Origin of the sequence: Bradyrhizobium sp., from assembly GCF_035652035.1 — a bacterium.
In the GTDB taxonomy this organism is placed as follows: domain Bacteria; phylum Pseudomonadota; class Alphaproteobacteria; order Rhizobiales; family Xanthobacteraceae; genus Bradyrhizobium.
The window spans coordinates 1-16,004 of sequence record NZ_DASREO010000050.1; the positions used below are offsets into that span (position 1 = coordinate 1).

Genomic DNA, 16,004 nt, shown 5'->3' on the forward strand with positions numbered 1-16,004 from the left:
AGCTGCCGCCGCTGCGCCTTGCGGCCCAACTGACGCCCGGGGTGTTGGTAGTCGACATCGGCATCGCCCAGAACCTTCTCAATATGCCGGGCCAGGTTTCCCGGCTCTTGATCGGCAAGAGCAAAGGCGCGCGCGCGCCGCTCGAATCGATCGCCGGCGACAGGCTTCGCCTGGTCAAGCCCGACGCCGAGACCGACCTCGAACGCCTCACCGACAGCTTTCACCTGAACCTTACCGCGTTTGGCCTGCTGTCGTTTTTCGTCGGGCTGTTCATCGTCAATTCGGCGATTGGCCTTGCGTTCGAACAACGGCTGCCGATGCTGCGAACCTTGCGCGCCTGTGGCGTGTCGTCACGACAACTTAATTCGGTGCTGGTGCTCGAACTGATATTCTTCGCACTTGTTGCCGGTTTCCTGGGAATGATTGGCGGCTATCTGATTGCAGCAGTGCTGCTTCCCGATGTCGCCGCATCGCTGCGCGGGCTTTACGGCGCGCAAATTCCGGGACAGCTCTCGCTGCGGCCAGAGTGGTGGATGGCGGGACTCCTGATCAGCGTATTGGGTGCGCTGCTCGCTGCCGCAGCGAGCCTGTTGAAGGCGAGCCGGCTCTCGGTGCTCGCGGCAGCCCAGCCACAAGCCTGGCGTCAGGCGCAGCGGCGATGGGTCATGCGTCAGGGACTGGCGGCGCTCGCGGTGTTCGCCGCAGCGCTTGTTTTTTTCCGGTTCGGCGATTCTCTTCTCGCAGGTTTTGCCGTGCTGGCGGCGATCCTGCTCGGCGCTGCGCTGGCGCTGCCGCTGATTTTGGAACTGGTGCTGGCGGGCGGCCAACGCCAGGCGCAGGGCGCGCTCGCCGCATGGTTCTGGGCCGATAGCCGCCAGCAACTGTCGGGGCTATCGCTGGCCTTGATGGCGCTGTTGCTCGCGCTCTCGGTCAATGTCGGCGTCGGCACCATGGTGAAAAGTTTCAGCCAGACCTTTGTCAGCTGGCTCGATGGACGGCTCGCTGCCGATGTCTATCTCAACGCGGCCGACGATGCGGAGGCCAAAGCCATCACCGCGTGGTTGCGCGAGCGACGTGACATCACCGCCATCCTTCCCGGTGCCCGGGCCGAAACGCAGTTTGCAGGCGCGCCGCTGGAACTTTTCGGCCTCGCCGATCATGCCACTTATCGCGATCGCTGGCCTCTTCTGCAATCTTCGCAAAATGCGTGGCTACGGCTGCGGTCGGATGATGCAGCTTTTGCCAGTGAGCAGCTGGCGCTGCGCGCAAAGCTTTCCATCGGCGATGCCATCGAAGTGCCGACGCCTAATGGCGACTGGAAGATCCGGATCGTCGGCATCTATGCCGATTATGGCAATCCGAAAGCACAGATCGCGGTCAACTTTGACGCGCTGACCCGCCACTTCCCCAACATCCCGCAGACTCGGATCGGCTTGCGCGCCGATCGGGCTGCAATTCCCAAACTGATGTCGGACTTGCGGGAGAAATTCGGCCTCGATGACCATAGCCTGATCGATCAGGCGACGCTGAAAGCGGAATCGAAGCGTATTTTCAACCGGACATTCGCGGTGACGGCCGCATTGAACGCCTTCACGCTTGGGGTTGCCGGGATCGCTCTGCTGACAAGCTTGCTGACGCTCGGCAACTCACGGCTGCCGCAGCTTGCGCCGCTATGGGCGATCGGCATCACACGGCGAGAGCTCGCGATGATCGAACTGCTCAAGACCATGTCGGTCGCGCTGGTCACGGCCCTGCTGGCGCTACCGCTCGGCCTTCTGGTCGCCTGGTGTCTGATCGCGATCGTGAATGTGAAAGCGTTCGGCTGGCGCCTGCCGTTTCACGTGTTCCCGTTGCAGCTGGCCGAGCTGCTTGTGGTCGCCATGGCGGCTGCGCTTGTCGCGGCGGCGATACCGGTTCTCAAGCTGATGCGGTTGCAGCCCGCCGCGCTGATCAAGGTGTTCGCGGATGAGCGCTAACCTGATCACCCGGCGCACATTCGCAGGTGGTGCGCTGGCTTTCGCGCTGGCGCAAAGGCGCGCATGGGCGCAGGGCTTTGCGGGACTCGGCATCAGCGGCGAAGGATTTGCGCCGGTCGTGCCCGGCAGGCAACTGGTCTTTCCTGCCGATCACGGTCCGCATCCCGACTTCCGCATCGAGTGGTGGTACGTCACCGCCAACCTCACAGACGCAAACGGTGCAGCTTTTGGCGCGCAATGGACCTTGTTCCGTCAGGCCATGACGGCGGGTGCGCAACAGGAAGGCTGGGCCGATCAGCAGATCTGGATGGGTCATGCCGCGGTCACTCGCGCCGATACTCACCGCTTCAGCGAAACCTTCGCGCGCGGCGGCGTGGGACAAGCGGGCGCGCAGGCGTCGCCCTTTGATGCATGGATCGACGCCTGGCAGATGCGCGGGCGCGAGGGAATGAGCAGCGACGCGCTTTCGCCGCTCGATGTCAACGCCGCCGGCAGCGATTTCGCTTACGCGCTGCACCTTGAGGCGGACCACGCTCTGGTTTTGCAAGGGGACGCCGGCTACAGCGTGAAATCAGCGCAAGGCCAGGCCTCCTATTACTACAGCCAGCCTTATTTCAAGGCCCGCGGTCATATCACCATCGACGACAGACCGGTCGAGGTGACGGGCCTTGCCTGGATGGATCGCGAATGGAGCAGCCAGCCGCTCGCTTCCGATCAGACCGGATGGGACTGGCTGTCGCTGCATGTCGATGGCGGCGAAAAGCTCATGTTGTTCCGGCTGCGCGAGACCAGCGGCCATCACTTCATTTCCGGAAAATGGTTCTCGCCCGACGGCAAGGAGCGACGGCTCGAATCGTCCGCGATCGCCATGACGCCAAAAGCTTTCACGGATATTGCCGGGCGTCGAATTCCAACCAGCTGGGACATTGCAATCCCGCCGCTGTCGCTGACGATTTCGTGCACGCCTGTGAATCCAAAATGCTGGATGGGAACGCGCTTTCCCTATTGGGAAGGCCCGATCCGCTTTTCCGGCAGCCATAACGGGGTTGGATATCTGGAGATGACGGGTTACTGAAGTCGCCATCACGATCACGTGGAAGGAAAGCTCGCGATGTATCACCTGACGGCGCTCGTCACCTGCCTTGTGATCCCAATGTATTTCTTTTTCAGCTTTCAAGTCTCCAGGGCGCGCACGACCTATGGCGTCAAGGCGCCGGCGATATCCGGCAATCCGGATTTCGAGCGCGTTTTCCGCGTCCAGATGAATACGCTGGAGTGGATGCCGATCTTCCTGCCAGCGCTCTGGCTGTTTGCGATCTATATCAGCGATGCGATTGCGGCAGCGCTTGGCGTGGTCTGGATCGTCGGCCGCATTCTCTACATGACCGGCTATGCAAAGGCCGCGAACAAGCGCGGTCCGGGCTTTGGCATCCAGGCCACCGCCGCAATTATTCTCTGGGTGGGCGCAACCGGCGCCATCCTGTGGCGTCTTGTCCATCCGTAGTGCGAGCACAGTGCCAACTAGTTGAAACCCTCAACAAATCGGGAAAAACCTGCAAGATTGCGGGCTTGGATCGCAATTTGACTTCGGCCATGTCCCAAGTTTAAGTAACTGCCGCACCAACAAGGTTGCCCCGCCTCTCTTGATTTTCATCAGCGCCCGCGTGCTTTTGCGCAAGGGCCGTAGCGAGCTCCTATTATGAGTGCTTTTTTCAAGCGCCAGCTTGCCGATTACGTCGAATATCATCGCAATCCCTGGAATGGCGCGATGCACGTGCTCGGTATTTTGACACTGTTTTTTGCCGCCATTCTTCCCCTCACCCTTGTTCCGGTTCATGTGCTGGGCGTTCACACGACGCTCGCACCGATCCTGGCATTGCCGGTGTTGATTTACTGGCTGCTGCTCGACGCCGCGGTTGGAGCGGCCATTCTCGGCTTTGCGATCGTCCTGTTCGCTGCTGCGGCGTTCGTCGTGGGGCACGCCAGCACGGCCATGGTGTGGTCGGTGACGGTGCCTTTGATCGCAATCGGCATCGGCTTCCAGATCGTCGGGCATCGCGTGTTCGAGCAGCGCCAGCCGGCGCTGGTCGATAACCCCTCTCACCTTCTGCTCGGGCCGATGTTCGTGACGGCGAAACTGTTCATTGCGCTCGGCTTCCGGCGCGACCTTGCTGCGATCATCCAGTCCGTCCCGCCGCACACGCAGCGCGGCCCTTCATCCTTCACTGAGGAACATCAGGCCGGACCGCTGCGACGTTCATGACCAAGGCACTCGTCACGGGCGGCACGGGCTTCATTGGGCAGCACCTTGTGTCGGCGCTCGTGGCGCGCGATCGCAAAGTCCGGGTCCTCGACCGCAGGCCGCCGGTTTGCGCGACACCCGGCGTCGAATACGTATCGGGTTCGGTGCTGGATTCGACTCTTGTCGATCAAGCCTTACGCGATGCGGACGAAGTCTATCATCTCGCCGGCCTGCCGGGGATGTGGCTGCCGGACAAGAACGACTTCCATGCCGTGAATTTCAAGGGCACGGAGATCGTCATCGCCGCTGCGCGCAAGCGCGGCGTCGCGCGCTTTCTTCACTGCTCGACCGAATCCATCCTGTTCAGCCCGACCTCATCGCAGCACGACGCCAGTGAGCGCAGCCTGCTGCCGCCGGAGCAAATGCCGGGCGTCTACACCCGCTCGAAGATGCTGGCCGAGCAATCCGCCACGCGGGCCGCAGCGGAAGGATTCCCGCTTGTCATCGGCACGCCGACAATGCCGATCGGACCTCACGATCACAACCTGACGCCGCCGACGGCGATGCTCCGGCAATTTCTGCATGGGCGCATTCAGATGTATCTCGATTTCATCGTGAACATGGTGGATGTGCGCGATGTCGCGACTGGCCTGATCCTGACCATGGAGCGCGGGCAAATTGGTCACCGCTATATTCTCGGTGGCGAAAGCATTTCGCTGAAGAGAATCCTGAAGCTGATGACGACCATCAGCGGCCATCACACCCTCGCCATTCCCGTGCCCGGCAGGATCGCGGAGATGGCGGCGGGCATGCTGGAATTCGTCGCGGACCACATCACGCACACCCCGCCATCCGGCACCGCCGAGGGTGTACGGATCGCGCTGCGCGCAACGGAATTGTCGATCGAGAAGGCGCAAAAGGAGCTTGGCTATGCGCCGCGTCCGATCGAGCCGGCGTTGCGCGATACCATTGCCTATCTTCTCAGCAAGCCCGATCCGTCCTGAGACGCCAAGCCGTTCTATCAGCTTGGTTTTTTCGGCAATTGCCAGCACGCATCTTTCAGGAATATAAGGGCGGCCATGATGCATGAGCCGAACCCGATTATCGCTTTCGTCTGGAGTGGATGGACCGCAACCTGGCCCAGTGCCCTGTTGGCGCTGATTTGGGCCGCATGGCTGCTCAGCTGGTTCATCGGCGCATTTTTCTCAGGACGAACCGAGAAGCACGTCAGGACCTGGGATTCGCGGGCCTATCGCTTTCCCATTCTCATCGGCGCCGTCCTGCTCACGCCATGGACCGCGCAAGTCCTCGGCGAGAAGCCGCTCTGGAAGGTCGGCACGTCAGGCACCTATGTCCTGGCCGCGCTGACCGCGGCCGGCTGCCTGTTCACCTGGTGGGCACGCATCCATCTCGGGCGTTTCTGGTCCAATGCCATTACGCGCAAGGAAGGCCATCGCGTCATCGACACCGGCCCCTACGGGCTGGTTCGGCATCCGATCTATACCGGGCTGATCGGCGCGATGATTGCGACCGGTATTGCGGTCGGAACCGCAACGGCGCTGCTGGGCACGGCTCTGATCGCTTTTGGCCTCTGGCAAAAAGCGCGCATGGAGGAAGGCTTTCTGTCGGCCGAACTCGGCGCGGACGCCTATGGCCCCTACTGCCGACGCGTGCCGATGCTGGTGCCGTTTCTGCCGCAGCGCTGACGCGCAGCCGGTTTCCACTTCGCTCTTGGAAGCGCTCTGATCGTCAATGCCTGGCCGGCACGGGCGCCGATGCCTCGAGCACCGGTTCAAGATGACGGGGAACCACGACGCGCTCGCCCGGAACCAGCGGCGTGCGGTCCGCGCCCTTGTTGAGCTGCAGGATCGACCACAGCGGAACATGATAGGCCGTCGCGATCGACTGCAGACTGTCACCCGGACGAGCAAACACCGCCATCCCGCCATCCCAGAGATCGATATCCGCTTTCGCTGGAACGACCAACCGAATGGGCACGGCATCACCTCCGGCCTTGGCTGCGACGGCAAGCTGAACGACCTTGTTCACGAGTTGCTGGTGGATCGTATCCTGCTTCTCGATGTTGATGTGCGACTCGCCGTGCTCGGCCAGATCGAAGCTGGCATACTGGCCGCGATAGCCCGGCTTCGGCTTGACGTCGCCGCCGCCGAGCACGTCCTTCGACAGGAAGATGTTGATGAAGCGGTCGACGTTGAGCGGCACGTCATGCGTGATATGTGCCGGATCGATAGAGACGACCAGATCCGCTCTGATGCCCTCGGCATCCAGGAGCTCGGCAAACTTCACCGCGCAGGTGCCTCCCATGGAATGCCCGATCAGCACAATCGGCGCCGGGTTGGCGCGATAGTCCTCAATCGCCCGGTTTGCGATTAGGTCGCAAATGGTGAATTCGTAGACGTCGGCGGTGATGCCGACCTCTTCAAGCCGTCCTGTGAGGCGGTCGATCCCGCGCGAGAAGAACGGACCCAGGGCTCCGCGGAACAGATAGGCGCGCGGCCGCGGCGCCGGGTTGAGCGCGGGCGGCGGCGGCGATATCAGCGCCTCTGACGTTGCAGCGGCTGCCGGGCCCGCCGCCGCTGAACTGAAACCGCCGCTTGCCAGCGAGATCAGGCACAGCGCCGCGGCTAGAATTGCCCGTGTTGGATTGATCGAGTGCTCCACGAGCCGTCCTGACGCTGCGAGCCCCGCGCTGGCCGGAACCGGCCAGAGGGCAGAAAGGCGCAAATTGATGCGCGATCTCGTCCTTTTGAGAACCCGAGTTGGTGGAATTGTGGCGTCTTTGGATGCCGCTAAGCAACCGCGCAAACAACCTTTGGTTTGCGCGGTTTTGCCGGATTTATCGCACCCCGCCGGGCGCTGCGGAGACTTCCCGCCGGCGGCTGCCGAAAGCCACGGCATCGATGTCGCCGATCACCCGCCGCTGCATGATCTCGTTCTTTTCGATCGTGATGTGCCCGACGCCCGGAACATTCTGTACGTTCACGTTGTCGAGCTCGCCCTGCATGCCCCTCGCCCGCGCCACCGGCTCTCCATTGCCGTTGCCGATGTAATAGTTGATGTAGCGTCCGACGCGGCCGTTGAGGCTGGTGCGAAACACCGAATCGAGACCGATCACGAGCTTAACCGGTACGCCGAGCTGATTGAGACGCTCGACCATATCGGGCAGCACGGTCGCACCCGAAGAATGCCCCACCAGAATGATCGTCTTGACCCGCCCACTGCGATAGTCGGCCGCGGCCTCGTCAGCGACCGCCGACCAGCCGAGATAATTGGTCACGTCAACCGGGATACCCTGGGCCTGTAGCCTGGCCGCGATGCTATCGAGGCCGAGCGAGAAGATGTTGAGCACACCGCGCAACATGTAGACCTTTGCGCCACCGGCAGGCTGCGCCGGAACCGCACGGCTCGCCGTTGTCGCGCTCGGAACAGCAAGCAGCAGCAACGCCACGGCCGCTGCCTTAAGCGAACCTGACCACCGGCGCCCTGACACGCGAGGCATGCGAAAAAGCTTCAAGTAGCCGCTGGACGACGTCATGGGTTCCCTCAGCGCGAAATGGATTAGCTGGAACGGTAAGTAGCCTCGGCGCGCTCGCATCCGCAACAAAAAGACAGTCTAAGATGACGATTTAGTCGCCTCCGAGTGTCCTGACTGCAACACTACCACTTCTCCGATACCCTCGGTGGCGCGAGTGCTTTTGGCGAGTGTCAAAATAAAGCGCGGCGCCAAATGGCGCCGCGTCACATGGCCGCAATATCAGCGCTCCGCTCACTTCGTCAGCGGGCAACCGCTTTCCTTGGCCGTGAAGAACGCCTTGTCGCCGGGAACGACAGCGAGTTGCTTGTAGTAGTCCCAGGGCTTCTTCGATTCCGAAGGCTTCTTGACCTCGAACAGATAGAGGTCATGCACCATGCGACCGTTTTCGAGCACCTTGCCGTTATCCGTAAAGGCGTCGTTGACCGGAAGCTCCTTGAGCTTCTTGGCCACGGCGTCGGAGTCCTTGGTGCCGGCGGCCTTCACGGCCTTCAGATATTGCAGCGTCGCCGAGTAGGTCCCCGCATGGATCATGCTGGGCATGCGGCCGGTTCGCTTGAAGAAGCGTTCCGAGAACGCACGCGTCCTGTCGTTCTGGTCCCAATAAAAACCCTCGGTCAGCACCAGGCCCTGAGCGGCCTCGAGCCCGAGCCCATGGACCTCTGAGAGCGTCATCAGCAGTGCTGCGAGCTTCTGACCGCCCTTGACGATGCCGAATTCCGCCGCCTGCTTGATCGAGTTGGTGGTGTCGAGACCGGCATTGGCGAGCCCGATGATCTTGGCCTTCGAGCTTTGCGCCTGCAGCAGGAACGACGAGAAGTCCGACGAGTTCAGCGGCACGCGCACCGAGCCCAGCACCTTGCCGCCGTTTTCCTTGACGATATCCCCGGTGTCTTTCTCAAGCGCGTAGCCAAACGCGTAGTCGGCGGTGAGGAAGAACCAGCTGTCGCCACCGGCCTTGACAAGTGCGCCGCCGGTACCAACCGCAAGCGCGCGGGTATCATAGGCCCAGTGGAAGCCGTAGGGCGTGCAGGCATCGCCGGTGATGCGCGAGGTCGCGGCGCCCACGACGATGTCGATCTTCTTCTTTTCCTTGGACAGCTCCTGCACTGCGAGCGCGACCGACGAGGTCGTGAGCTCGGTGATCATGTCGACGCCTTCGACCTCATACCATCGCCGCGCGATGCTGGTGGCCAAATCAGGCTTGTTCTGATGGTCACCGGTCACCATCTCGATCTTCTGGCCGAGCACCTCGCCACCGAAATCCTCGATCGCCATCTTGGCGGCTTCGACCGAATATTTGCCGCCGTAGTCGGCGTAAACGCCGGACTGATCGTTCAGGATACCGATCTTGACGCCCTGCGCGGACGCCGGCGCCGCGATCAACAGGGCGCATGCCGCAACAGCAGCTGGCAATAGTCTAAACCTCATGGAACCTCCCGGAATATTGCTGCAACGAATGTCAATCCATTCGAATAACAGCATATTTTATTGCCTTTGCCATGCCCACCCACTTTGGATGGGCCAAAAGTAGGGTCGCGAAGACCCGCGCGCCGTGGCAAGGGCCCGCGCCATTTACCAATCGTCAGCTCAGCAAAGGCGGCTTTTTCGGCTGCGAGCCGTCAGCCAGATTGCGCACCACCACGTAGAAGATCGGCGTGAACACGAGTCCAAAAAGCGTGACGCCGAGCATGCCGAAGAACACGGCGACGCCGACCGCCTGGCGCATTTCCGATCCCGAACCGGCCGAGACGACCAGCGGCAGCACGCCGAGAATGAAGGCGAACGACGTCATCAGGATCGGACGCAAGCGAAGCCGGCAAGCTTCGATCACGGCTTCCAGACGCGGACGGCCCTCCAGCTCGATATCGCGCGCGAACTCGACGATCAGGATGGCGTTTTTCGCTGCCAGTCCCACCAGCACGACGAAGCCAATCTGGGTGAGGATGTTGACGTCCTGTCCCATGATCCGTACCCCAAGCGTTGCCGCGAGCAGGCACATCGGCACGATCAGGATCACGGCAAAGGGCAGCGTCCAGCTGCCATACTGCGCCGCCAGCACCAGGAATACGAACAGAACGCAGATCGGGAAGACGTAAAGACCCGAGTTACCGCCAGTGACTTGCTGGTAAGACAAATCGGTCCAATCGTAAGAGAAGCCGCTCGGCAGCGTCTCGTCCGCGAGACGCTTCATGATCGCGATCGCGGTCGAGGAGCTCGTCCCCGGCGTCGGCTCTCCCTGAAGCTCGGAAGCGGAATAAAGGTTGTAGCGCGCGACGCGATCAGGCCCCGAAATATCGCGGAAATCGACGACGCTGCCGAGCATCACCATGTTGCCGGCGGCGTTACGCGTACGCAACCGCGCGAGGTCGGCGGCTTCTTTGCGGAACGGCAGGTCGGCTTGCGCGGTGACGTGATAGGTGCGACCGAGAATGTTGAAGTCGTTGACATAGGTCGAGCCGAAATAGGTCTCGACCGCATCGGTCACGTTCTGGATCGGCACCCCCAACTTCTGCGCCTTGATCCGGTCGATATCGACAAAGACCTGCGGCGTGTTGGCGGTGTAGGGCGAGAACACCGACGTCAGCCCGGGGGTCTTGCGCGCGGCCGCCACGAGTTCGTCGGTCGCCGCCGCGAGCAATTGCGGACCGCGGCCCTGCCGGTCCTCGATGCGCATGGCGAAGCCACCGCCGGTACCGATGCCGGGAATCGAGGGCGGAGGAATGACGATGATGAAAGCACCCTCGATCACCGAAAGCCGCTTGCGCAGATCGCTGGTGATCCTGGCCGCGGTCAAACCTTTCTTCAGACGCACTTCAGGCTCGTCGAAGACCGGGAACAGCGCGGCCGCATTGCCGGACTGCGTTCGCGTCGCGCCGGAAAGGCCCGCGAAGGCGGCGACACGAACGATGCCCGGCGTATCGAGAGCGATCCGTTCGATTTCGCGCGTGATCTCGGTGGTGCGCGCCAGCGAAGCCGCGCCCGGCAATTGCGCCGAGACGATGACGTAGCCACGGTCCTGCGCCGGGATGAACCCTTGCGGCGTCGTCACCAGCAGCCAGCCGGCGCTGCCGATCAGCGCCACATAGACCAGGAGCATGACCTTCGCGTGCCGGATTACGAAATCGGCCGCGCTGCCGTAACCGTGGGACAGCCAGTCGAAGCCGCGGTTGAAGAAGTCGGTGAACGCCTCCCACGCACGCGCAATCACGTTCCAGCGCGCCGGCGGACGCTTCTCCTCATGCGCGACCAGGATCTGCGACGCCAGCGCCGGTGACAGCGTCAGCGAACAGAAGCACGAAATCGCCGTTGCGACCGCGATGGTCACCGCGAATTGCTGGAAGAACTGTCCGGACACGCCGCCGAGGAATGCCGTGGGCACGAACACCGCGCACAGGACGAGCGCAATCGAAACCAGCGCGCCGCCGACTTCCTCCATCGTGCGCAACGCCGCGTCGCGCTTGCTCATGCCGTCGCGAAGATGCCGCTCGACATTTTCCACCACCACGATCGCGTCGTCGACCACGATGCCGACCGCAAGCACGAGACCGAACAGAGTAAGGTTGTTGATGGCAAAGCCGAGCGCCGCCATCGCCGCGAACGTGCCGACCAGCGAGACCGGGATCGCGATGATCGGGATGATCGCCGGCCGCCATCCTTGCAGGAACACCAGCACGACCACGACGACGAGAATCATCGCCTCGTAGATCGTCTTGATCAGCTCATGTACGGATTGCGCGATGAATTCGGTCGGATTGTAACCGATATTGTAATCGAGCCCCTTCGGGAAGTTGGCTTTCAGCTTGGCCATCTCGTCGGTGATATTCTTGGCGGTGGCGAGCGCATTCGACCCCGGGCGTTGCGTCACCAGCATGGCAACTGCCGTCTTGCGCAACAGGAAACTGTTGGTGGTGTAATCGAGCGCGCCGAGTTCGATCCGCGCCACGTCGCGCAGCCGCACGGTGCGGCCGTCACCGCCCGCCTTGACGAGAATGTCCTCGAATTGCCTGATGTCCTTCAGTCGCCCGGTGAAGGTGAGGTTGGGCTGAAAAGCGCGGTCCGCGATCGGCGGTCCTGCCAACTGGCCGCCGGCGATCTGCAAATTCTGCGAACGGATGGCGGTGAGAACATCGCCGGCCGTCAGGCCGAGATTGGCGATCTTGTCGGGATCAAGCCACAGCCGCATCGAATAGTCGCGCGCGCCGAAGATCTGGATGTCGCCGATGCCGTCGAGGCGCAGCAGTTGGTCGCGCACCTGAAGCAGCGCGTAGTTGCTGATATAGAGCTGGTCGAAAGTGTCGTCGGGCGACAGCATGAACACGACCATCAGGATGTCGGGGCTGTTCTTGCGCGTCACCACGCCGTTGCGCTGAACCTCGTCCGGCAATTGCGGCGTTGCGATCGCGACCCGGTTCTGAACCAGCACCTGGGCCTTGTCGAGATCGGTGCCGAGCTTGAATGTCACGGTAATCGTGAGCTGCCCGTTCGACGTCGCCTGGCTGTAGAGGTAGAGCATGTCCTCGACGCCGTTGATCTGCTGCTCGATCGGCGCGGCAACGGTGTCGGACACGGTCTGCGCCGAAGCGCCCGGATATTGCGTGGTGACGACGACGGTCGGTGGCACCACTTGCGGATATTCGGCGACCGGCAGCGTCGTATAGGCAATCGCGCCGACGATCAGCAGCACGATGGACAGCACCATCGCCAGGATCGGGCGGTTGACGGAAAGCGCCCCGAGATTCATGTCTTATTACCTGCGGGAGCGGGCTTGGCCTCGTGCGGGGTGACCTTTGCGCCGACCCGCACGCGCTGCAATCCGTCGACCACCACACGGTCTTCCGGCTTGAGGCCTTCGCGAACAACGCGCAGGCCGTCGTCGAGCGGGCCCAGGACGACGGGCTTCGCTTCGATCGTGTTGTCGTCCTTGACCACGAACAGGATCTTGCGCGCCTGATCGGTTGCGATGGCCGTATCGGGCACGAGCAACCCCTCATACGGCGCGCTCGCAATCAGACGAACGCGGCCGAATTGTCCGGGCAGGATCGACAGGTCCTTGTTCGGGATCACCGCACGGCCGCGCAGCGTGCCGGTCGAAACATCGAGTTGGTTATCGAGGAAATCGACGGTGCCCTTGTGGGAAGGCTTGGCCTCTCCGGTCAGCGTCACCTCGACCGGGTTGGGATTGTCGCGCGAGCTCGGGCGTTTCCCCTCGGACCAGAGCTTGTTGTATTTGAGATAGGTCGCCTCATCGATATCGAAGTAAATATAGATCGGATCGAGCGAGACGATCGACGTCAACAGCGTCGAATTTCCCTCGCTGCCCTGGACCAGATTGCCGACATCGACGAGATGCCGGCTGACCCGGCCGTCGATCGGCGCTGTGACGTGGGTGAACTCGACGTTGAGCTGGGCAGCCTTCAGCGCGCCTTCGGCCTGCATCTCGGACGCTCGCGCCGCCTGCAGCGCCTGACGCCGCTGGTCGACGGTGGAATCCGCCACATTCTGCGACTGCTGCAAGGTGAGCGCGCGGTCCAGTTCGCGCTTGGCAAGTTCGACCTTGGCACGCGCGTCCGACAGCTGGCCATCCGCCTGCGTAGCGACCGCCTCGAACGGACGAGCGTCGATCAGGTAGAGGAGATCGCCAGCCTTGACAAAGGCGCCGTCCCGGAAATCGACGTCGGTAATGAAGCCGCCGACGCGAGGCCGAACCTGGACGGATTGAACCGCGTCAAACCGTCCCGTGAACTCGTCCCAATCAGTGACGGTTCGCTTGACGGGCTGGGCGACCGTGACGGGCGGAGCGGCAGGGGCCGCCGCCTGTGCTGCCGGCTTTTCGCTGCAGCCCGGGAGAAGACCAGCGATCAGAACAAGGATCGCCGAGCCATACAACGATCGGCTATCGGCCACTCGAACCGGACGCGTCGATTGCTCACTCGCGCTCAATTCCCTCTCCTTCAACGACAGTTGCGATCAATCGAGGTAGTCCAGATATGCGACAGAACCAAGAACAGACCTGCCGATAGTCTGTTCAAGCGACCACCTGGATCAAGCAAAATCTGTCGCCGCCACTCTCCAGGCATTCCTGGCGCCTGCCCGATATCGCTGATGGCGTGAATCACATTCCGGCCATTATATTGTGGACGCACGGATGATCGCGGGCACGCGACCATACAAGCAAAGCAGCTATGACGATCGCACGTGACTACTTGGTCGCGTGATTGCGAGGCAACTGGCCGATTGTCCGGGGAAGCGTTCGCGCCACGTACCGACTGGCAAAAGACTTCGTCGTCGAGGAAGCCGGCCGGCGCTATGTGATCGACCACGACCGCGTGGCGCTGAACGTCAAGAATTTCGCCAACAAACGCTATTTCGTTCCGGCCAACGGCGCCGGCGATTTCGTCGGCGAAGGGCTCGGCGCTTACCTGACCATCAAACACCACCAGTAGTCCCGACCGGGCCGACTTAGCCGTGGCATTGCGGGCGTGCCTTCTTTGGCCTGTGGCGATGGTGACGCCGCCTCAGCGCTCCGCTAACATCCCTTCCAAAAGCACGGATAAAAATTGTCCGGGAGGACGACGCGCACGACCGCCAAATCGCCACGCCAGCGGCGACGTGGCCGCGCTGTCTGCTCCTCCGGTCGTACAGGGGAGTCGCTCGAACGATGTATACCGGCACACACGCTCATCTCCGCCCGCTTCAGCCCGCTTTCATCATGGCGAACTCCGGCGAGTCCGTGAGCTATGCCGAACTCGAGGCGCGCACCAACCGCCTGTCGCACCTGTTTCGAAAGTACGGCCTGAAGCGGCTGGACCACTATTCGATCTTTATGGAGAACAACGGCCGTTATCTGGAGGCGTGTGGCGCAGGCGAGAAAGCCGGTCTCTATTTCACCTGCGTCAATTCCTATCTGACGGCGCCCGAACTCGCTTACATCATCAACAACAGCCAGTCCCGCATTCTCATCACCTCGCTCGCCAAACTCGACGTCGCCCGCGAGGCGCTGAAAGACTGCCCGAAGGTCGAACTTTGCATCGTCGCCGACGGCGCAGGCGAAAGCGAGCGTATCGTCGGCTTGGCCGAGGCGACCGCCGGCCTTCCCAAGACGCCGATCGCGGATCAATCGATCGGCACCGCAATGCTGTACTCGTCGGGCACGACCGGCAGGCCAAAAGGCATCTTGCGGCCGCTAGCCGAGCAGCCGCCCTCGCAGCAAATGCCGCTGTTCGATTTCCTGCAAAAGCTGTGGCAGTACCGCGAAGGCATGATCTACCTGTCGCCGGCGCCGCTCTATCACTCGGCGCCGCAGGCCGCGGTCAACCTCACCATTCGGATGGGCGGCACCGTCATCATCATGGAAAGCTTCGATCCGCAGCGTTATCTCGAACTGGTCGAGCAATGGGGCGTGACCCACAGCCAGCTGGTGCCGACGATGTTTTCACGCCTGCTGAAACTGCCGGAGGACGTGCGCTCGCGCTACGACCTGTCCTCGCTTGAAATCGCCATTCATGCCGCAGCTCCCTGCCCTGGTGCCGTCAAGGACGACATGATCAAATGGTGGGGACCGATCATCCACGAATATTACGGCGCCACCGAAGGACTCGGCTTCACGGCCTGCAACAGCCAGGAGTGGCTGGCGCATCGCGGCACGGTGGGCCGGGTCCTGTTCGGCGACCTCCATATTCTCGATGGCGACATGAAGCCGTGTCCGGTCGGCACGCCCGGCACAGTCTGGTTCAAGACCGCAAGCCCGTTCGAATATTTCAACGATCCCGAAAAGACCCGCGAGGCGCGCTCGGCTGACGGCAGCATGAGCACCGTGGGCGATGTCGGCTATGTCGACGGCGACGGCTATCTGTACCTGACCGATCGGGCGACCTTCATGATCATCTCGGGCGGCGTGAACATCTATCCGCAGGAATGCGAAAATCTCCTGATCACCCACCCGAAGATCGCCGACGCTGCGGTCTTTGGCGTGCCCAATGCCGATCTCGGCGAGGAAGTCAAAGCGGTGGTACAACCGATGCCAGGCGTGAAGCCCTGTCAGGAACTCGCCGAGGAACTGATCGGCTTCTGCAGCCAACAGCTGTCGCGCCAGAAGGTCCCGCGCTCGATCGATTTTGAGGAAGAGTTGCCGCGCCTGCCCACCGGCAAGCTGTACAAGAGGCTGCTGCGCGACCGCTACTGGGGCAACAAGACCTCGCGGATCGTCTGAAGAAGATCAGAACACCACCGG

13 protein-coding genes are annotated in these 16,004 nt (G+C 62.2%); 8 read left to right on the forward strand and 5 right to left on the reverse strand.

The features are described from left to right. The 6 genes from VFB05_RS14260 to VFB05_RS14285 form a co-directional block, all read left to right on the forward strand. Nucleotides 1-1,976 (forward strand): ABC transporter permease (locus VFB05_RS14260; protein WP_325013368.1); only part of this gene is annotated, 1,976 nt, incomplete at its 5' end. Continuing rightward, nucleotides 1,966-3,051, forward strand: coding sequence for a lipocalin-like domain-containing protein (locus VFB05_RS14265; RefSeq protein WP_325013369.1), 1,086 nt, complete (start codon nucleotides 1,966-1,968; stop codon nucleotides 3,049-3,051). The genes VFB05_RS14260 and VFB05_RS14265, both read left to right, overlap by 11 nt. A gap of 36 nt (nucleotides 3,052-3,087) precedes the next feature. Beyond that, nucleotides 3,088-3,480 (forward strand): MAPEG family protein, encoded by a 393-nt coding sequence (locus VFB05_RS14270; protein ID WP_325013370.1) that lies wholly within the window; start codon nucleotides 3,088-3,090, stop codon nucleotides 3,478-3,480. A gap of 195 nt (nucleotides 3,481-3,675) precedes the next feature. After that, nucleotides 3,676-4,239, forward strand: coding sequence for a DUF962 domain-containing protein (locus tag VFB05_RS14275; RefSeq protein WP_325013371.1), 564 nt, complete (start codon nucleotides 3,676-3,678; stop codon nucleotides 4,237-4,239). Beyond that, nucleotides 4,236-5,222: an NAD-dependent epimerase/dehydratase family protein gene (locus VFB05_RS14280; protein ID WP_325013372.1), complete on the forward strand. Its 987-nt coding sequence runs from the start codon at nucleotides 4,236-4,238 to the stop codon at nucleotides 5,220-5,222. The genes VFB05_RS14275 and VFB05_RS14280 overlap by 4 nt, the downstream gene beginning before the upstream one ends. 75 nt (nucleotides 5,223-5,297) lie before the next feature. Continuing rightward, nucleotides 5,298-5,924: an isoprenylcysteine carboxylmethyltransferase family protein gene (locus VFB05_RS14285; RefSeq protein WP_325013373.1), complete on the forward strand. Its 627-nt coding sequence runs from the start codon at nucleotides 5,298-5,300 to the stop codon at nucleotides 5,922-5,924. Between the two features lie 43 nt (nucleotides 5,925-5,967). Here the strand turns inward: VFB05_RS14285 and VFB05_RS14290 are convergent, their stop codons facing one another. The 5 genes from VFB05_RS14290 to VFB05_RS14310 all read right to left on the reverse strand — a co-directional run bounded on the left by VFB05_RS14290 (nucleotide 5,968) and on the right by VFB05_RS14310 (nucleotide 13,660). Further along, nucleotides 5,968-6,900, reverse strand: a complete 933-nt coding sequence (locus VFB05_RS14290; RefSeq protein ID WP_325013374.1) for a LysM domain-containing protein — start codon at nucleotides 6,898-6,900, stop codon at nucleotides 5,968-5,970. A gap of 175 nt (nucleotides 6,901-7,075) precedes the next feature. Further along, nucleotides 7,076-7,738, reverse strand: a complete 663-nt coding sequence (locus VFB05_RS14295) for a hypothetical protein (protein WP_325013375.1) — start codon at nucleotides 7,736-7,738, stop codon at nucleotides 7,076-7,078. A gap of 267 nt (nucleotides 7,739-8,005) precedes the next feature. Then, entirely contained in the window at nucleotides 8,006-9,202 is a 1,197-nt protein-coding gene (locus VFB05_RS14300) for an ABC transporter substrate-binding protein (protein WP_325013376.1), read from the reverse strand. A gap of 154 nt (nucleotides 9,203-9,356) precedes the next feature. Beyond that, a complete protein-coding gene (locus tag VFB05_RS14305; protein ID WP_325013377.1) occupies nucleotides 9,357-12,515 on the reverse strand; it encodes a multidrug efflux RND transporter permease subunit in 3,159 nt (1,052 codons plus the stop codon). Beyond that, a complete protein-coding gene (locus tag VFB05_RS14310) occupies nucleotides 12,512-13,660 on the reverse strand; it encodes an efflux RND transporter periplasmic adaptor subunit (protein WP_325013404.1) in 1,149 nt (382 codons plus the stop codon). Before VFB05_RS14310 ends, VFB05_RS14305 begins: the two co-directional genes overlap by 4 nt. A 329-nt stretch (nucleotides 13,661-13,989) precedes the next feature. Between VFB05_RS14310 and VFB05_RS14315 the strand changes: the two genes are divergently transcribed. Then, on the forward strand, nucleotides 13,990-14,217 hold the full coding sequence (locus tag VFB05_RS14315; RefSeq protein WP_325013378.1) for a hypothetical protein: 228 nt from the start codon (nucleotides 13,990-13,992) through the stop codon (nucleotides 14,215-14,217). Nucleotides 14,218-14,432: 215 nt separating this feature from the next. After that, entirely contained in the window at nucleotides 14,433-15,983 is a 1,551-nt protein-coding gene (locus VFB05_RS14320; protein ID WP_325013379.1) for an AMP-binding protein, read from the forward strand. Nucleotides 15,984-16,004: the final 21 nt, after the last annotated feature.